This is a genomic window from Pseudoxanthomonas sp. 134C1 (assembly GCF_057773065.1).
Genome location: NZ_JBYMTH010000001.1, coordinates 577,062 through 595,415 on the forward strand (window position 1 = coordinate 577,062; position 18,354 = coordinate 595,415).

The following is an 18,354-nucleotide window of genomic DNA, read 5'->3' on the forward strand; positions in this document are numbered from 1 at the left end:
TCGGTTAGCGGACGTGGGTATACTGCATACGGCGTCGTATGTCGGGAGGGGCTTCCGGCGGACGAACCGGCGGGCATAACGCCGGTCGAACCAACGGCGCATTGACCGTAAACCCACGTCCTCCGGAGAGAGACACCATGCATTCCGTCAACAGTTTTGCCCGTATTTCCGCGCTGGCCTTCGGCATCGCCGGCGTTCTGGCTTTCGGTCAGGCGCACGGCGCCGCATTCCAGCTGAAGGAAAACAGCGCCAAGGGCCTCGGCCGCGCCTTCGCCGGTTCCGGCAGCGCCCCCGGCGACGCCTCGGTCATCGCGACCAACCCGGCCGCCATGCGCCACATGAAGGAAACCCAGTTCCAGGCCGACGTCAGCGCCATCAGCTTCGCGGCTGATTTCAAGGGCGGCGGCCGCCTGCCGAGCTTCGTCACCGGTCCCGGCACCGGCGCACAGCTCACCGGCGGCAACGGCGGCGACGCCGGCACCATCGCGGCGGTTCCGGCCGCGTATTTCCACACCATGATCGGCGAGAAGGCCCACCTGGGCGCGTCGCTGACCGTGCCGTTCGGCTTCAAGACCGAATACGACCGCAACTGGGTCGGCCGCTACCACGGCGTCAAGACCGATCTGAAGACCGCCGACCTCGGCCTGTCCTTCTCCTATGACGTGAACCCGTACGTGTCGTTCGGCGCCTCGGTGTTCGTCGAGCGCCTGGAAGTGGACCTGAGCAACATGGTCGACCTCAGCACCGCGGTGGTGTCCTCGGCGCCGGTCGCGCAGCGTCCGACCCTGATCGGCATGGGCTTCGTGCCGGGTTCGGCCGACGTCTATTCGCAGCTGGAAGGCAGCAGCAATGACTGGGGCTTCACCGTCGGCGGCCTGTTCAGCGTCAACGAGCAGACCCACCTCGGCCTGAGCTACCGCTCCAAGGTCAAGCACGAGATCACCAACGGCAAGGCCAAGTTCACCGCCACCAACACCCAGGCCACCCAGGGCCTGGCGTTGATGGCGCCGCGCGGCGTGTTCGTGAACACCGGTGGCCGCGCCACCATCGAACTGCCGGCCTCGGCGACCCTGAGCTTCACCCGCCAGGTCAACGACAAGCTGACCATCATGGCCGACGTGTCGCGCACCTTCTGGGCGCCGTCGTTCGACGCCGTCACGGTCGACTTCGCCTCCAACCAGCCGAACAACGTGCTGCCGTTCCGCTACCGCGACACCACCTTCAGCTCGCTGGGCGCCGACTATCGCCTGAGCGACACGCTGACCCTGCGTGGCGGCGTGGCCTACGACCAGACCCCGACGACCGCCGAGCACCGCGACGTGCGCGTGCCGGACACCAGCCGCAAGTGGCTGTCGCTCGGCCTGACCTGGGCCCCGTCGGAGAAGGCGGAGTACAGCTTCGGCTACACCCACCTGTTCACCAAGGACCCGACCGTCAACCAGGTGTCGGCCACCGGCAGCACCCTGTCCGGTTCCTACGACGTGGCGGGCGACGTGCTGGCGGCTTCGATCAATTACAAGTTCTGATCGAAAGCGGCTTTGCCGATGCAATCAGAAAGCCCCGCTTCGGCGGGGCTTTCTTTTTCCGCGATGAGAACCGCGCGCGAGGTGGTTGCGGCGCGTTCGCCGATCAGCGCGCCCGCGCCGTATGCAACCGCAGTTCGATGCAGTTGCGGCCGTTGCGCTTGGCCGCGTAGAGAGCCTCGTCCGCCAGCCGCATCATGTCGTTGAACAGGGTCTGGCGATGGCGGGTGTGGGCGATGCCCAGGCTGACGGTGACCCGGAACGCCGGCGCGGCGAACTCCAGCGCCATCACCTGCGTGCGGATGCGCTCGGCCAACCGGTGCGCGACTTCCGGCGAGGTCTCGCGCAGGACCAGCATGAACTCCTCGCCGCCCAGGCGGACGAATAGATCATCGCTGCGGATGCATCCGCGCACCACGTCGGAGAAACGCCGCAGCACCTGATCGCCGGTGTCGTGGCCATGGTGATCGTTGACCGCCTTGAAATGGTCCAGATCCAGCGCGACCACCGCCAGACCGCCTTCCAGGGTGACGAAGCGGTCGCGCGAGCGCAGTTCGTTGTCCAGCCCGCGGCGATTCAGCGCGCCGGTCAGCGGATCGAACAATGCGCTCTGGCGCAGCGATTCGGCGGCCCGGAAACTGGCCAGCATCAGCATGCAGAAGTTGAGCATGAACCAGATCGACAAATCCGCGTTCACCCAGGAAGGATTGGGCCCGTAGCGTCCGGTCAGGGCATGGGCGAGATCCCGACCATAGAGATAGACCAGCGCCACGCAGGCGATCATCATCAACCGCGCCGGCACGTGATCGGGACCGCTGCGCAGCAGGCGCAACTGCCAGATCACGATGGCGAGCACGATCACCTCCACCGCGCTCATCGCCGCGCCCTGCGCATCGCTGTCGCCCTGGATCAGCCAGCCGCCCAGCGACAACGCCACGGCCATCGGCATCAAGGCGCGTTCGCCGGCATGCAGCGCGCGCTGGTGCACGAACTGGATGACCGACCAGGCCAGGCCGACCAGGCCGGTGCAGGCCAGCAGGCCGCCCACGCCGGCGACGGCGCCCGCGGATTCAGGCGCGCCCGATTGCGAGAGCGTCTGCGCGGTCCCGTCGAGCAGGGCCGCGCCCAGCGAATAGACGAAATGGGCCACGCCCCAGGCGGTGATGCCGCGCACGCCGCGTGACACCCGCGACACGTAGAAGAAAAGGCCCAGCAACACCGCCGCCAGCGCGCAGTCACTGATCAGCAGGTGGTAGAAATCGGTGGTCATGAAGCCGGCAGCGCCCGTGTGGCCTGGATAAACGTCCTGTTCGGTCATCACAACGCAAAACACGGCGGATTCCGGCTATATCGAATCCGGAATGTGCGTGGACCGGCGACGGGGAGCAACTCAGGGGTGCATCTCGACCCGGTTGCGCCCCTTGCGCTTGGCCATGTACAGGGCGTCGTCCGCGCGCCGCATCAGCTCGGCGAACGGCTCGCCTTCGCTGTCGCCGATGGCGATACCCAGGCTGATCGTGACCCTGAACGGGCGTCCCTCCGGCGGACTGAAATCCAGCCGCATCATCTGGTTGCGCAGGCGTTCGGCCAATTGCCGCGCGGCCTCGCGATCGGTGCCGACGGTCACCACCGCGAACTCCTCGCCACCCATGCGGGCGAACAGTTGATCGCTGCGCAGGCCGCTGCGCACGGTTTCGCTGAAACGCTGCAGCACCCGGTCGCCGGTGTCGTGGCCGTGGCGGTCGTTGACGGCCTTGAAATGGTCCAGATCGATGGCGATCACGGTCAACCCGCGATCGTTGCGCTCCAGCCAGGTACTCAGTTCGCCATGCAGGCCGCGCCGGTTGAGGGCGCTGGTCAGCGGATCGAACATGGCGCTGAGCTTCAACGACTCGGCGGCGCGGAAGCTGCTCAGCATGAGCATGCAGAAATTGAGCATGAACCAGATCGACAGGTCCGCGCTGACCCAGATCTCGTCGAAGCCGAACTGGCTGAATGACCAGCCGGGCACCACGCTGCCGTACAGGGTGGCCAGCAGCGCGCAGCCGGCCATCATCATTCGCGCCGGCAGTCGATAGGGGTCTTCGCGCAGGACGCGCAGGTTCCACAGGATCCACAGCAGGACCAGCAGCTCCACACAGTTCAGCGCGACGCTCTGTGCCTCCCAGGCACCCCCCAGACCCCAGACCAGCAGCGGTACCGCGACGGCCATCGGAACCACCGCGAATTCGGCCGGGTGCAACGCGCGCCGCCGGGTGAACCGCGCGATGGCCCAGCCCAGTCCCGCCATGCCGCCGCAGAGGACCGCCGAACCCAGATGAGTGGACAGCAGGGCGGCAGTCGCCAGGCCCGCTTCGGAGAACGTGGCGGTGCCGGCATCGAACAGGGTCGCCCCGATCGTGTAGATCAGGTGCGCCGCGCCCCAGGTCAGCACGCCCTGGACGTTGCGCGACACCCGGGCCACGTACCAGAACAGGACGAACAGCACGATCGCCAGCAGGCAATCGCTCAGCAGCGTCAGCAATACCGCCCAACTCATCCGACCCCGGCCCCCCCGGTTCCCCTGAGGCATGTTATCGGCAGTACGTCACAAAACAACAGGGCCGCGCGAGGCGGCCCTGTGGGGAAACGGCGGCCTGGCGGCCTCAGCCGGAACTCAGTCGCCCAAGGTCAGCAGCGAGGCATTGCCGCCGGCGGCCGTGGTGTTCACCGTCACCGTCTTCTCGGTGGCGAAACGCGGCAGGTAGTGCGGGCCACCGGCCTTCGGACCGGTGCCCGACAGGCCCTGGCCGCCGAACGGCTGCACGCCCACCACCGCGCCGATCTGGTTGCGGTTGACGTAGACGTTGCCGACCTTGACCCGCGCGGCGATGCGATCGACCGTCTCGTCGATGCGTGAATGCACGCCCAGGGTCAGGCCGTAGCCGGTGGCGTTGATGGCGTCGATCACCTGATCCAGCTGATCGGCCTTCCAGCGCACCACGTGCAGGGCGGGGCCGAAGATCTCGCGGTGCAGCTGGTCCAGCGACTTCAGCTCCCAGGCGCGCGGCGCGAAGAAGGTGCCGTGGGCCGCGTCCTCGCCGAGGTTGGCCTGCTTGATCAGGCGGGCCTCGGTAGCCATGCGGGCGGCGTGATCCTCCAGGATCTTCAGCGCGTCGGCGTCGATCACCGGGCCGACATCGGTGGACAGCAGGCCGGGATCGCCGACCTTCAGTTCGTCCATCGCGCCGGCCAGCATGGTCATCACCTTGTCGGCGATGTCGTCCTGCACGAACAGCACGCGTGCGGCCGAGCAGCGCTGGCCGGCGGAGGTGAAGGCCGAACCGATGGCGTCCTTGACCAGTTGTTCCGGCAGCGCCGAGGAATCGGCGATGAAGGCGTTCTGGCCACCGGTCTCGGCGATCAGCACGCCGATGGCGGCGTCGCGCGCGGCCAACGCGCGGTTGATCGCGCGGGCGGTCTCGGTGGAGCCGGTGAAGGCGACGCCGGCCACGCGCGGATCCTTCGTGAGCGCGGCGCCGACGGTGGCGCCGTCGCCGGGCAGGAACTGCAGCACGCCTTCCGGGATGCCGGCTTCGTGCAGCAGCTTCACCGCGGCGTGGCCGACCAGGTTGGTCTGCTCGGCCGGCTTGGCGATGACGCTGTTGCCGGCGGCCAGCGCGGCGCTGATCTGGCCGAGGAAGATCGCCAGCGGGAAGTTCCACGGGCTGATGCAGACGAACACGCCGCGGCCGTGCAACTGCAGCTCGTTGGATTCGCCGGTCGGGCCCGGCAGGCGTTCGGCGGCGCCGAACTGCGCGCGTGCCTGGGCGCCGTAGTAACGCAGGAAGTCGACCGCCTCGCGCACTTCGGCGACGCTGTCGGGCAGGGTCTTGCCGGCTTCCTTCACGCACAGCGCGATGTACTCGGGCATGCGCTGTTCCAGCAGGTCGGCGGCGTGTTCCAGGATCGCGGCGCGGCTGGCGGCCGGGGTGCGATCCCAGGCCAGCTGCGCGGCCACCGCGTTCTGCAGCGCCTTTTCCACCGCCGCGCTGTCGGCCGGCTGCCATTCGCCAACGGTCTGGCGGCGATCGGCCGGATTGGTCACCGGCAGCGCCGCGCTCGCGATCAGCGCACCCGGCACCAGCGGCGCGGCCCGCCACGGCTTGACGGCGGCGTTGACGCGCTCGGCCAGCGCACGCAGGTCGTTGTCGTTGGCGAGGTTGGCGCCCATGGAATTGTTCCTGTCAGAAGTCGGGATGGGGGCTGCCTGGTTGCGGAAGAGATCGCGCGGCAGCGGGATGCGGGGATGCGGGATCGAGTCGAACGCGGACACGGTTTCGACCGGGTCGCGAATCAGGTCCTCGATGGCCACCTCCTCGTCGGTGATGCGGTTGACGAAGCTGGAATTGGCGCCGTTCTCCAGCAGGCGGCGGACCAGGTACGGCAGCAGATCCTCGTGCGAACCGACCGGCGCGTAGACACGGCAGGGCACGTCCAGGCGATCCTTCGGAATCACTTCCGCGTACAGATCGTCGCCCATGCCGTGCAGCTTCTGGTGTTCGTACGGACGGCCCTGCGCGATCGAGCGGATCGCCGCGATGGTCTGCGCGTTGTGGGTGGCGAACATCGGATACAGCGCGTCGCCGTGATCGAACATGCGACGCGCGTTGGCCAGGTAGGACACGTCGGTGTTCGGCTTGCGGGTGAACACCGGATAGCCCGGATGGCCGTCGATCTGCGCGCGCTTGACCTCCGCATCCCAGTACGCGCCCTTGACCAGACGCACCGGCATGCGCCGGCCGACCCGGCGGGCCAGATCGGCGAGGAAGTCGATCACGTAGGGCGTGCGCTTCTGGTAGGCCTGCACCGCCAGGCCGTAGCCTTCCCAGCCGTCCAGCGACTTGTCGGAGAAGGTCGCTTCGATCAGGTCCAGCGACATTTCCAGCCGATCGGCTTCCTCGGCGTCGATGGTGAAGCCGATGCCGTAGGACTTCGCGAGTTGCGCCAGTTCCAGGATGCCCGGCGCCAGTTCCTTCATCACCCGCGCGCGCTTGGCGTGCTCGTAGCGCGGATGCAGCGCCGAGAGCTTGATCGAGATGCTGGGGGCGGCGAAGACGTCGGGGGCTGGTCCCCCCGCATCGCCTTGGCGTTGTGGATTGGTATGCCTGCCGATCGCATGGATCGCCTTGCGATAGGCCTCCAGGTAACGCGCGGCGTCCTTCGAGGTCAGCGCGCCTTCGCCCAGCATGTCGAACGAATAGCGGTAACTGGCGTTGTCACCCTTGCGCGAGCGGCCCAGCGCTTCCTCGATGGTCCGGCCCATCACGAACTGGTGGCCCATGATGCGCATGGCCTGGCGCACCGCCAGGCGGATGACCGGCTCGCCAACCCGGCCGACCAGGCGCTTGAAGGCGCCGGGCACGTCGTGGCGGGTCAAATCGTTGAGGTTGACCAGCCGGCCGGTCAGCATCAGGCCCCAGGTGGAGGCGTTGACCAGCACCGAGTCGCTCTGGCCCAGGTGCTTTTCCCAGTCGGCGTCGCCCAGCTTGTCGCGGATCAGCTTGTCGGCCGTTTCCTGGTCCGGAATGCGCAGCAGCGCCTCGGCCACGCACATCAGCAGCACGCCTTCCTCGCTGCCCAGGTCGTACTGGCGCATGAAGGCCTCGATGGCGCCCTGGTCCTGGGCGCGGGCGCGGACCCGCGTGACCAGATCCGCGGCCAGCGCCTGCGCGCGGGCCTGCTCGTCGGCCGGAAGTCGGGCCTGTGCCAGCAGTTCGCGCACGTGCTCCGCTTCGTCGCGCAGCCAGGCCGCGGTGATGGCGGCCCGCAGAGGCGACGGCGGAGCGGGGAGTTCGGGGGAAACGATGCCGGCGGACGCCGGCGGCGGGGCCGCCTCGGTGCCGGGCTGGGGCTGGGAGCTCATGAGGATGTTCGGAAACGGGCGATGGAGCCCGATAGTGTAGTGAGCCGGACCACCGTTCGCGAATGGATGGCAGCGCGCGCCGGCGGCCGCCGGGAGGCCCGTTCCGGGGCCGGTCCGGCGATCCCCGCCACAGCGGCATGGCGGTGCCCCGGGCCGGGTCGATCATTGACCGAGATCATTGCAACTTGCCGCAACAGGGGGGTGAGGCTAACATTTAGGGGTTTTCCGCGGCCTCGTTGCGCGGTTGCAGCATGATCGAAGTGCTTCCGTCATTGCCGGGTATCCACGGCGCGCGGCTCCGGCTGCGACCGCCCCGGGCATTGACGGCCCGCCAGTTCGTGGCCTTGTTCGCCGCGCTGGCCGGAGCGATGTGGCTGGTGGCCCTGCTGGGCTGGCTGGCCGGCAACGCCTTCGCACCGGCCTTCGCCCTGCTGCACAGCGCTCTGGTGGCCGCGGCGTTGCGTTGGCTATGGCGCAGCGGCGAGCGGGGTGAGGACATCACCATCGGTCCGGAGGTTGTGGAAGTCAGCCGCACCCCCGAGGCCGGACCGGTGTTCCGGGCGCATCCTTATTGGGTGCGGCTCCGTATCGAGGCGGATGGCGAAAGGATTTCGCTGGCTTCCAGTGGTCGCCTGGTCGAGGTGGGCAATTTCCTCGGTCCGGGCGAGCGCCGGCAGTTGGCGGACAAGTTGCAGGATTTACTGGCGGCCGCGAGCGGTCGCAACCGATGACGCATTTGGGGTCTAGGCAATGACGCAAGTGAATGGGTATTGGAAGCGTTTGATGACGGTCTGCGCACTGCTGGCTTCGCCGGTACTGGCGTGGGCGCAGTCGGCGGACCCGAAGCCGTGGCAGCTGAACATGGGCAAGGGCGTCACCGCCTCGTCCCAGCATGCCTACGACGCGCACATGGTGGCGCTGATCGTGTGCATCGTGATCGGCATCATCGTGTTCGGCGCGATGGCCTACGCGATGTTCAAGTTCCGCAAGTCCAAGGGAGCGGTGGCCGCGCAGTTCAGCCACAACACCACCGCGGAAATCATCTGGACCGTCATCCCGGTGTTGATCCTGGTGGTCATGGCCTGGCCGGCGACCGCCAAGCTGATCGCCATGTACGACACCCGCGATTCCGAGATGACCGTCAAGGTCACCGGCTACCAGTGGATGTGGAAGTACGAGTACCTGGGCGAGGACGTGTCCCTCACCAGCCGTCTGGACCGCGAGTCCGACCGCATCCGCCAGAGCGGCGAGAAGCCGGACCTGGCCAAGAACCCGCACTACCTGCTGGAAGTGGACAACGAACTCGTCCTGCCGGTCGACACCAAGATCCGCTTCGTGATCACCGCCGACGACGTCATCCACGCCTGGTGGGTGCCGGCGCTGGGCTGGAAGCAGGACGCGATTCCGGGCATCGTCAACGAGGCTTGGACCGACATCAAGGAACCGGGCGTGTATCGCGGCCAGTGCGCCGAACTGTGCGGCAAGGACCACGGCTTCATGCCAATCGTCGTGCGCGCCGTGCCGAAGGAAGAGTTCCAGAAGTGGCTGGCCGCGAAGAAGCCGGCTCCGGCCCCCGCTCCGGCGGCCCCCGCCGCGCCGGCGGAAGAAGCCGCGCCCACCGATGGCCAGGCCACTCCGGCCCCGGCCACCGACGCCGCCCCCACCAGCGAGCAGGCTGCGCCCCCGGCGCAGGCCTGACCGTCCGCTACAGCTGCAAGAGATCACGAACATGGCCCATACCGCCGTCGATCACCACGACGATCACCACGGTCACCAGCAGAGCTTCATCGAGCGTTGGTTCTTTTCGACCAACCACAAAGACATCGGTACGCTCTACCTGATTTTCAGCTTCATCATGTTCATCATCGGCGCGGGCATGTCGGTGATCATCCGTGCCGAGCTGATGACCCCGGGCCTGCAGTTCGTCAAGCCCGAGTTCTTCAACCAGATGACCACCGTGCATGCGCTGGTCATGATCTTCGGCGGCGTGATGCCGGCCTTCGTCGGCCTGGCCAACTGGATGATCCCGTTGCAGATCGGCGCGCCGGACATGGCGCTGCCGCGCATGAACAACTGGTCCTTCTGGATCATGCCGTTCGCCTTCAGCATGCTGCTGCTGACCCTGTTCCTGCCGGGCGGCGCGCCCGCGGGCGGCTGGACCCTGTACCCGCCGCTGTCGCTGCAGGGCGGCGCCAACGTGGCCTTCAGCATCTTCGCCATCCACATGATGGGCGTGAGCTCGATCATGGGCGCGATCAACATCATCGCGACCGTGCTCAACATGCGCGCTCCGGGCATCGACCTGCTGAAGATGCCGATCTTCTGCTGGACCTGGCTGATCACCGCGTTCCTGCTGATCGCCGTGATGCCGGTGCTGGCGGGTGCGGTCACCATGCTGCTGACCGACAAGTTCTTCGGCACCAGCTTCTTCAACGCCGCCGGCGGCGGCGACCCGGTGATGTACCAGCACATCTTCTGGTTCTTCGGTCACCCCGAGGTCTACATCATGATCCTGCCGGCGTTCGGCGTGGTGTCGGAAATCATCCCGACCTTCAGCCGCAAGCCGCTGTTCGGCTACCAGGCCATGGTGTACGCGACCGCCTCGATCGCGTTCCTGTCGTTCATCGTGTGGGCGCACCACATGTTCACGGTGGGCATGCCGCTGGGTGGCGAAATCTACTTCATGTTCGCGACGATGCTGATCGCCATCCCCACCGGCGTGAAGGTGTTCAACTGGGTCAGCACGATGTGGAAGGGCTCGCTGAGCTTCGAAACCCCGATGCTGTGGGCGGTGGGCTTCGTCATCCTGTTCACCATCGGTGGCTTCTCCGGTCTGATGCTGGCCATCGTGCCGGCGGACTTCCAGTACCACGACACCTACTTCGTGGTGGCGCACTTCCACTACGTGCTGGTCACCGGCGCGCTGTTCTCCATCATCGCCGCCACCTACTACTGGTGGCCGAAGTGGACCGGCCGCATGTACAACGAGACCGCCGGCAAGTTCCACTTCTGGTGGACGGTGATCTTCGTCAACCTGCTGTTCTTCCCGCAGCACTTCCTGGGCCTGGCCGGCATGCCGCGCCGCATCCCGGACTACAACCCGGTGTTCGCGGACTGGAACATGGTCAGTTCGATTGGCGCGTTCGGCATGTTCCTGACGCCCTTCATGATGGCCATCATCCTGTGGAGTTCGCTGCGCAACGGCGCCAAGGCCGATGCGCGCGCATGGGAACACGCCAAGGGCCTGGAGTGGACCGTGCCATCGCCGGCGCCGCACCACACCTTCAGCACCCCGCCGGTCATCAAGGATGGCGATCTGGCGCACGGCGACGTGACCCACTGAGCGGGTGACGGGTGGCTGAGTCCATGAACGCTCCGATGCTCTCGCCGGAAGAAGCCGTGCGCCGCCGCAAGGCGGTGCTGCGCACGGCGTGGATCGTGGGCGGACTGGCCTTCGCGATCTTCGTGCTGTTCATCCTGCGCGCGGTGTTGAGCGCATGAGCGGCAAGGCCTCCAACTCGGCGGGTCTGCTCAAGCTGGTGGGCGTGGCGCTGGGCGTGTTCGTGCTGACGTTCTCGCTGGTGCCGCTGTATCGCATCGCTTGCGAGAAGGTGTTCGGCGTACGCCTGGAGAAGGGACCTGGCCAGGCGCAGGTGGCCGAGGTCAAGGCCAAGCGCACCGTCACCGTGCAGTTCGACGGTGGCGTGAATTCCAAGCTGCCGTGGGCGTTCCATCCCGAACAGCTGACCATGCAGGTGGTGCCGGGCGAGCTGTACGAGGCCAAGTACTTCGCGCGCAACGACGGCGAGCGGCCGATCGTGGGCAGCGCGGTGCCGTCGGTGGCCCCGGCGCGGGCCTCGGGTTACTTCACCAAGACCGAATGCTTCTGCTTCACCGCCCAGACCCTGCAGGCCGGTGAAGTCCGCGACATGCCGGTGCGCTTCATCGTCGATCCCAACCTGCCGGGTGACGTGAAGACCATCACCCTGTCGTATACCTTCTACAAGAACGATGCATTGACCGCGCAGCTGGGCGCCGGCAATGCCTCCAATTCGCCGCACGCGGCACCCTGATCGAGCCTTAGGAACCGGAAGACACGCCATGGCACAAGCTCATTCGCCAGACGCCAACATCTACTTCGTGCCACACAGCAGCAAGTGGCCGTTCGTGGGCTCCATCGCCATGTTCGTCACCATGTTCGGCGTGGCCAGCTGGCTCAACGACGCCGCCTGGGGCAAGTGGACCTTCTTCACCGGCGTGTTCCTGCTCTGCGCGACCCTGTTCATGTGGTTCGGCGACGTGATCCGCGAGTCGGTCAGCGGCAACTACAACAAGCAGGTGGACGTGTCCTTCCGCATGGGCATGGTCTGGTTCATCTTCTCCGAAGTGATGTTCTTCGCCGCGTTCTTCGGCGCGCTGTTCTACGCCCGCCAGTTCGCGCTGCCGTGGCTGGGCGGCGAAGGCGATGGCGTGATGACCAATGCGCTGCTGTGGGACGGCTTCTCCTCGGCCTGGCCGAGCGCCGGCCCGGGCCAGGTCGGTGGCCAGTTCCAGACCATCCCGGCCTGGGGCCTGCCGCTGCTCAACACCCTGATCCTGCTGACGTCGGGCGTGACCATCACCATCGCCCACCACGCGTTGAAGGCGGGCCACCGCAAGCAGTTGCTGGTGTTCCTGGGCCTGACCGTCCTGCTGGGTTGCGTGTTCCTGTTCTTCCAGGCGGAGGAGTACATCCACGCCTACAAGGAACTGAACCTGACCCTGGGTTCGGGCATCTACGGCTCCACCTTCTTCATGCTGACCGGCTTCCACGGCGCCCACGTGACCCTGGGCACGATCATGCTGGCCATCATCTGGCTGCGCTGCGCGCGCGGCCACTTCACCAAGGACGACCACTTCGGTTTCGAAGCCGTGGCCTGGTACTGGCACTTCGTCGACGTGGTATGGCTGGGCCTGTTCCTGTTCGTGTACGTGCTCTAAGGGAATAGTGAATCGGGAGTCGAAACAGCAAGAGCCGCGTGCCTTGCGTTGAAGGCCGATTCAAAAACAAAGGCGACGGCATTGCCGTCGCCTTTGTCGTTCGGAAGGGGCATGTACCGGGATCACACTATTCCCGATTCCCCATTCCCGATTCCCATCTTCAGGCTCCAATGCCATGCGGCTTGATCCATCCCATGTAGATCGCGAGGATGACCAGCAGGATGAGCGCCACCGACAGGCCGATGCGGCGGGTCAGGGCGTTGACGGTGCGCTTGCTCTGGCCCTTGTCCACCAGCAGGTAGTACAGGCCGGCGCCGAGGTTCCAGATGATCAGAAGCAGGAACGCGATGATCAGCAGGGTTTTCAACGAATCATTCATGGGAGCCTCGAAGGGCGTGCAGCGGGCATGAACACATTATTGCAGCCGACGGGAAACCGCGCGTGAGTCGGCGTCGGATGCCGCTGGTGGTGGGCTGGGCACTGGCGCTGATCGTGATCGCGCTGTTCTGCGGCCTGGGTACCTGGCAGCTGGGGCGGGCCAAGCAGAAAGAGGCGATGCTGGCGGCCTCGCAGAAGATCCTGAGCGAACGCCGGGCGGTCCCGCTAGGCGACGCCGCGCGGCCGGCGCTGCGTGGCGACTACGCCTGGGCCTCCGGAAGCGGCCGGTTCCCGCCCGGTCCGGCGGTGCTGCTGGACAACCAGAACCGCGATGGGCGCGCGGGCATCCGCGCCTACCGGGTATTCCAGGCCGAAGGTGCCCCGCCGCTGCTGGTCGAACTGGGCTGGCTGCCGCTGCCGGGAGATCGGCGTCTGCCCGCGGTCCCGCCGCCCGAGGGCGAATACACCCTGAGTGGCCTGCTCGCGCCTCCGCCCGCCGAAGGACTGGTCAAGGCGGTCAGTGCGACCCAGTCCGGTGGGGATCGGTTGGTCACCGGGTTGGACATGTCCGCGTTGGCGCGGGATCTGCAACTGCCGGCGCTCGCGCCGCGCGTGTTCCGTCCCGATCCCGCCTTGCCGCTGGGCTATGCGCGGGATCTCGACATCCTGCCCAACACCCTGCCGCCGGAGCGCCATCTGGGCTACGCCGTGCAATGGTTCGGGCTCGCGCTGGCGGTGCTGATCACCGCGCTGGTGGTGAGCCGCCGTGGCCGCCGCCGACAGCAGGAGCGCTGAGCCGCCGTGCATGAGAAAATAACCGGATGACTTCGATGCCCCCCGATGCCGGCCGCGCTCGCGGACGCTGGATGCTGGTCGCGCTGTTCGCCCTGTTCTTCGGCACCGTGTTCGGTGCCGGCGTACTGCGCTTCGCCGGCTGGCAGCCCGCCGGCCACAAGAACAATGGCGAGATGCTGCAACCGCCGTCCGACGCCCGCCTGGTCGTGCCGCGCCTGGTCGATGGCCAGCCCTACGCCTGGCAACCCGGCGAACGGATCTGGCGCATCGCGGTGGCGCCCCCGGCCGATTGCGCCGCCGAATGCGTGAAGCTGGCTCAGGACCTGGACAAGGTCTGGCGCCTGTTCGGGCACAACGCCGACAAGGTCGAGATCCTCTGGATCGGCGCGTTGCCGGCCGGTGCGCCGGCGACCGAGGCGCGCCGCCAGTTGCAGGCTTCGCCGGAACTGCTGGCGGCGCTGCCGCGCCTGCAGGATCCGAAAGGCGTGCCCGTCTATGTCATCGATCCCCATGGTTTCGTGATCCTGCGCTATCCGCCCGGCTTCGATGCCGGCGGCCTGTACAAGGACGTCGCGAAACTGCTGAAACTGATTTGAGGGTGCGTCCGAGATGAATGCCGTCGCCCGGCCCGTGCTGTATCGCCATTTCCATCGCATCGCCTGGCTGGCCGTCGGCCTGGCCCTGTGCGTGATCATCTTCGGCGCTTTCGTGCGCCTGTCAAATGCCGGCCTGAGCTGTCCGGACTGGCCGACCTGTTACGGTCGCGCGACCTGGCCGCAGAGCACGCACGAAGTGGTGGATCACGCCGCCAGCGCGATCCGGCCGTTCGAGACGCACAAGGCCTGGCGCGAGCAGGTGCACCGGCACATCGCCGCGACCCTGGGCATGCTGGTGCTGATCCTGTCGCTGCTGGCCGCCCGCCGCCGCCGCTTCGGCATTGCCACCATCCTGGTGGCATCGGCATTCGTCGCCGCCGCGATACCGCTTTACATGCATGGCGAACACGTCGCCGCGTCCGCGCTCGCGATCATCGGCGAGGCGATCCTGCTGTTCGCCGCGCTGCGCTGGTCCAACCTGGATCTGGCGCGGGTCAGCGTACTGACCCTGGCGGTGATCATCTTCCAGGCGCTGCTGGGCATGTGGACGGTGACCTGGCTGCTCAAGCCGCTCGTGGTGATGGGACACCTGCTGGGGGGCCTGACCACGTTCGCGCTGCTGGTGTGGATGGCCTGGCGCGCGACCGATCAGCCGATCCGGCTGGGCGATGCACTGTCATTGCGCCGCTGGGTGATCGGTGGCCTGATTCTGCTGGGCATCCAGATCGCGCTGGGCGGCTGGGTCAGTGCGAACTACGCCGCGGTCGCCTGCGGCCTGGACTTCCCCAAGTGCGTGGGCCGCTGGTGGCCGCCGGCCGATTTCAGCGAAGGCTTCGTCCTGTGGCGCGGCATCGGCGTGGACTATGAAGGTGGCGTGCTCGACGGCGCGTCGCGCATCGCCATCCAGATGACCCACCGGATCATGGCCGTCATCGTCGCGTTGTATGTGCTCGGACTCGGCATGCGATTGTTCCGCACCCCGGGCATGCGCGGCTGGGCCACGCTGCTGGTGCTGCTGATCCTCGCCCAGTTCACCCTCGGCATCCTCAACGTCAAATTGAACCTGCCGCTGCACGTCGCGGTGGCGCACAACGCCGGCGCTGTGCTGCTGCTGTTCACCCTGGTCTCGCTGATCGCGCGTCTGCGCAAGCCCGAATGACGATCGCACTTCGCCAATACTGGGCCCTGACCAAGCCGCGCGTGGTCGCGTTGATCGTGTTCACCGCGATCGTCGGCATGTTCCTGGCCATCGATGGACTGCCGGACCTGGATCAGCTGCGCCGTGGCGCACTGGGTTTCCTCGGTATCTGGTTGGCCGCCTCCAGCGCGGCGGCGATCAACCAACTGCTCGACACCCGTATCGACGCCAAGATGGCGCGCACGTCCTGGCGTCCGCTGGTGGTGGGGCAGGTCAAGCCATGGCAGGCGCTGGTGTTCGCGCTGTGCCTGGCGGCCCTGTCGATGGCGATCCTGGTGCTGTGGGTCAACGTCATCACCGCGATCCTGACCTTCGCTTCGCTGATCGGCTACGCGGTGATCTACACCGTGTTCCTGAAGCGGGCGACGCCGCAGAACATCGTGATTGGCGGGATCGCCGGCGCCGCACCGCCGCTGCTGGGCTGGGCGACCATGACCGGCATGCGCGGCGAATGGGACTGGGCACATGCGCTGCTGCTGGTCCTGATCATCTTCGTGTGGACGCCGCCGCATTTCTGGGCGCTGGCCATTTTCCGCCGCGAGGACTATGCGCGCGCGCTGGTGCCGATGCTGCCGGTCACTCACGGCGTCACCTACACGCGCTGGCAGATCCTGTTCTACACGGTGCTGCTGGTGGAGGTGACCGTGCTGCCGGTGGTGTTCGGCATGAGCGGTCTGTTCTATCTGGGCGGTGCGCTGGTGCTGGGCCTGGTGTTCCTGTGGTACGCGTGGCGCCTGCTGGATCCGCCGGACGAGTTCTTCGCCATGCGGGTGTTCAATTACTCCATCGTTTACCTGATGGCGCTGTTCGCCTTTCTGCTGGTGGACCACTGGCTGTAAGCGTGGCGCATAGCCGCCGCAATGAAGAAAGGCCCGCGTGAGCGGGCCTTTCCGTTTTCAGGACTCGCGACGCGGTTCACTCCAGCAGGTGGCGCTGCCAGAACAGCATGGAGGAGGCGCTGAAATAGTCGCTGTTGGACTTCTTCTGGAAGCCATGGCCTTCGTCCGAGAATTCCAGGTACCAGACCGGCTGACCGTTGCCGCGCACCGCCTTCACGATCTGCTCGGCCTCGGTATAGGGCACGCGGGGATCATTGCGCCCCTGGGCGACGAACAGCGGCGAAGTGATGCGGTTGGCATGGTTGAGCGGAGAGATTTTCTCGAAGTGCTCGGCCATCGCCGGATCGCGTTCGTCGCCGTATTCGGCCCGGCGCAGATCACGCCGGTAGCTTTCGGTGTTCTTCAGGAACGTGCCGAAGTGGGAAATCCCGACCACGTCGATACCGGCGCGGATGCGGTCGCTGTAGTGCATCAGCGAGGCCAGCACCATGTAGCCGCCATAGCTGCCGCCGTAGACGCCCACGCGCCCGGCATCCAGTTCCGGTTGCCGGCCGATCCAGTCCAGCAGCGCGCCGATGTCCTTGACCGAGTCCTCGCGCTTGAAGCCGTTGTCCAGCTGAACGTAGGTCTTGCCGTAGCCGGTGGATCCACGCACGTTGGGCACCAGCACGGCGATGCCCATCTCGTTGACCAGGTACTGGATGCCGGCATTGAAGGCCGGCAGCGACTGCCCTTCCGGGCCGCCGTGGATGTCGATCAGCACCGGATGGCGACCATTCTTCGCCGGCTTGGCCGGCTTGTAGTAGAACGCCGGGATGGTGCGTGGCTTGCCGTCCACCTGATCGAAGGTCGGATAGCGCACCAGCGTGGGCGCGACGAAGCCGCCGGCGTCCAGTCCGCCGACTTCGCTCCGCGTCCAGCGGGCCAGCTTCGCCGCCGCCAGATCGATCACATAGACATCGCTGGGCGAGGTGGCGGTGTTGAGGGTCAGCGCCAGCTTGCCGCCGTCGGGCGAGAAGCCCATGCGGCCGACGATGCCGATGGGCAGTTCCGGCAATGCGACCGGCTGGAACGACGGCCAGGCGAACACATGCAGGCGATCGATGCCGTCCTCGTTGCTCACGTAGGCGACATGTCGACCGTCTTCGGAAACGTCCAGCTGATCCACGTCCCAGGGAATGTCCGCGCTGACCACCTTGAATTCGCCGGTGGCGGGATTGTGGTAGCGCAGCGTGCTGAACTCCTGCGGCTTGCCGTCGAGGTTCTCGTCGCTGACGTAGAACACCCCGCGGCCATCGCCTGCGTAGCGGAATCCGCCGGACGCCGCTTTGCCGCCCTCGATCGGGAAAAGGGTGAGCTTGCCGCTGGCCAGATCGACCTTGCCCGGATGCGTTTCATTGACCGATACATATTGGTTGACCAGCAGCGTCTTGCCATCCGGCGAGAAATCCATCGCGCTCCATTGACCACCTTCGGTGACCACCGTGCGCGCCTTGCGGGTGGCGAGATCCATCACCCAGACGTCGGTGTCCTTGCCGTTGCGGGCGGTGCTGCTCCATGCAAGCTGCTTGCCATCGTGCGAGAACAGCGGCCCTTGGTTGCGCGCCTTGCCGTCGGTAAGCAGGGTGGTCTCGCGGGTTGCCAGGTCGAACCAGTACAACTGCCAGGACTCGTTGCCGCCCACGTCCTTGCCGAACACGAAACCGTCCCGTCCGGACTTCGCCGGCGCGGTACCAACGCTGTTGATGGGCTCGGGATAGAAGGTCAGTTGCTCGCGCATGCCCATCGGCTGGCAGACGCGATGGGCCTGGGCGGTTTCGGCGAAGCGGGTGGAGATCAGCACGCAGCCTTCGCGGGTCCAGCCGGCGAAGCCGGCGCCGCGCGTGTTCTGGTAACGATTGAGGCGTTCGACGAGCTCGGCGGGAATCGCCGGCACGTATTCGGTGGTGCGGTTGCCGACCTGTTCGCGTGCCTGCGCCTGGGAGGGCATCGCGGTGGTCTGGGCCAGCGCCGGAAGCGCGAGCACGGACAGCAGCAGCGGCAGGCATTTGCCGGAATGACGGGTCATGCGAAGGTTCTCCCCGGGACGAAAGACCCCGAGGTTAACCACGTTCCGTCGTTCCCGGCCAGTGTCCAAAGA

General features: G+C 66.6%; 16 protein-coding genes. 11 read left to right on the forward strand and 5 right to left on the reverse strand.

Going from position 1 to position 18,354, the window contains the following annotated elements; genetic code table 11:
• The first annotated feature begins 137 nt into the window (after positions 1 to 137).
• Positions 138 to 1,526: an outer membrane protein transport protein gene (locus AC3DEZ_RS02530; RefSeq protein ID WP_488386800.1), complete on the forward strand. Its 1,389-nt coding sequence runs from the start codon at positions 138 to 140 to the stop codon at positions 1,524 to 1,526.
• Positions 1,527 to 1,629: 103 nt separating this feature from the next.
• On the opposite strand, the gene AC3DEZ_RS02535 is transcribed toward AC3DEZ_RS02530, so the two are convergent.
• The 3 genes from AC3DEZ_RS02535 to putA form a co-directional block, all read right to left on the reverse strand.
• Entirely contained in the window at positions 1,630 to 2,793 is a 1,164-nt protein-coding gene (locus AC3DEZ_RS02535; RefSeq protein ID WP_488386801.1) for a GGDEF domain-containing protein, read from the reverse strand.
• 120 nt (positions 2,794 to 2,913) lie between these two features.
• Positions 2,914 to 4,047: a GGDEF domain-containing protein gene (locus AC3DEZ_RS02540; RefSeq protein WP_488386802.1), complete on the reverse strand. Its 1,134-nt coding sequence runs from the start codon at positions 4,045 to 4,047 to the stop codon at positions 2,914 to 2,916.
• Between the two features lie 132 nt (positions 4,048 to 4,179).
• Positions 4,180 to 7,428 carry a bifunctional proline dehydrogenase/L-glutamate gamma-semialdehyde dehydrogenase PutA gene (gene putA / locus AC3DEZ_RS02545; protein ID WP_488386803.1) on the reverse strand — a complete coding sequence of 1,083 codons (3,249 nt, stop codon included), beginning with the start codon at positions 7,426 to 7,428 and terminating at the stop codon, positions 4,180 to 4,182.
• 251 nt (positions 7,429 to 7,679) lie between these two features.
• On the opposite strand from putA, the gene AC3DEZ_RS02550 reads away from it, so the two are divergent.
• The 6 genes from AC3DEZ_RS02550 to AC3DEZ_RS02575 are packed head-to-tail and all read left to right on the forward strand — an operon-like array spanning position 7,680 to position 12,408.
• On the forward strand, positions 7,680 to 8,159 hold the full coding sequence (locus AC3DEZ_RS02550; protein WP_488386804.1) for a DUF2244 domain-containing protein: 480 nt from the start codon (positions 7,680 to 7,682) through the stop codon (positions 8,157 to 8,159).
• A gap of 19 nt (positions 8,160 to 8,178) precedes the next feature.
• Entirely contained in the window at positions 8,179 to 9,126 is a 948-nt protein-coding gene (gene coxB / locus AC3DEZ_RS02555) for a cytochrome c oxidase subunit II (protein ID WP_488386805.1), read from the forward strand.
• 31 nt (positions 9,127 to 9,157) lie between these two features.
• Positions 9,158 to 10,771, forward strand: coding sequence for a cytochrome c oxidase subunit I (gene ctaD, locus AC3DEZ_RS02560; protein WP_447104248.1), 1,614 nt, complete (start codon positions 9,158 to 9,160; stop codon positions 10,769 to 10,771).
• Positions 10,772 to 10,794: 23 nt separating this feature from the next.
• On the forward strand, positions 10,795 to 10,929 hold the full coding sequence (locus tag AC3DEZ_RS02565) for a hypothetical protein (RefSeq protein WP_488386806.1): 135 nt from the start codon (positions 10,795 to 10,797) through the stop codon (positions 10,927 to 10,929).
• Positions 10,926 to 11,501 carry a cytochrome c oxidase assembly protein gene (locus AC3DEZ_RS02570; RefSeq protein ID WP_488386807.1) on the forward strand — a complete coding sequence of 192 codons (576 nt, stop codon included), beginning with the start codon at positions 10,926 to 10,928 and terminating at the stop codon, positions 11,499 to 11,501. Before AC3DEZ_RS02565 ends, AC3DEZ_RS02570 begins: the two co-directional genes overlap by 4 nt.
• Before the next feature lie 28 nt (positions 11,502 to 11,529).
• Positions 11,530 to 12,408: a cytochrome c oxidase subunit 3 gene (locus AC3DEZ_RS02575; RefSeq protein WP_488386808.1), complete on the forward strand. Its 879-nt coding sequence runs from the start codon at positions 11,530 to 11,532 to the stop codon at positions 12,406 to 12,408.
• A gap of 160 nt (positions 12,409 to 12,568) precedes the next feature.
• Here the strand turns inward: AC3DEZ_RS02575 and AC3DEZ_RS02580 are convergent, their stop codons facing one another.
• Complete coding sequence (locus AC3DEZ_RS02580) at positions 12,569 to 12,787, reverse strand: twin transmembrane helix small protein (RefSeq protein ID WP_488386809.1); 219 nt, start codon at positions 12,785 to 12,787, stop codon at positions 12,569 to 12,571.
• Between the two features lie 77 nt (positions 12,788 to 12,864).
• On the opposite strand from AC3DEZ_RS02580, the gene AC3DEZ_RS02585 reads away from it, so the two are divergent.
• Genes AC3DEZ_RS02585 through cyoE form a run of 4 tightly spaced genes read left to right on the forward strand, consistent with a single transcriptional unit; the run spans position 12,865 to position 16,214 of the window.
• Positions 12,865 to 13,581, forward strand: coding sequence for an SURF1 family protein (locus AC3DEZ_RS02585; protein ID WP_488387041.1), 717 nt, complete (start codon positions 12,865 to 12,867; stop codon positions 13,579 to 13,581).
• 26 nt (positions 13,582 to 13,607) lie between these two features.
• Positions 13,608 to 14,177 (forward strand): hypothetical protein, encoded by a 570-nt coding sequence (locus tag AC3DEZ_RS02590; RefSeq protein WP_488386810.1) that lies wholly within the window; start codon positions 13,608 to 13,610, stop codon positions 14,175 to 14,177.
• Positions 14,178 to 14,190: 13 nt separating this feature from the next.
• The gene (locus AC3DEZ_RS02595) at positions 14,191 to 15,336 is read left to right on the forward strand and encodes a COX15/CtaA family protein (RefSeq protein WP_488386811.1); all 1,146 of its coding nucleotides are present in this window, start codon (positions 14,191 to 14,193) and stop codon (positions 15,334 to 15,336) included.
• Positions 15,333 to 16,214, forward strand: coding sequence for a heme o synthase (cyoE, locus tag AC3DEZ_RS02600; RefSeq protein WP_447104254.1), 882 nt, complete (start codon positions 15,333 to 15,335; stop codon positions 16,212 to 16,214). The genes AC3DEZ_RS02595 and cyoE overlap by 4 nt, the downstream gene beginning before the upstream one ends.
• 76 nt (positions 16,215 to 16,290) lie before the next feature.
• Here cyoE and AC3DEZ_RS02605 read toward each other — a convergent pair whose 3' ends face one another.
• On the reverse strand, positions 16,291 to 18,282 hold the full coding sequence (locus AC3DEZ_RS02605; RefSeq protein WP_488386812.1) for a S9 family peptidase: 1,992 nt from the start codon (positions 18,280 to 18,282) through the stop codon (positions 16,291 to 16,293).
• Between the last annotated feature and the right edge of the window lie 72 nt (positions 18,283 to 18,354).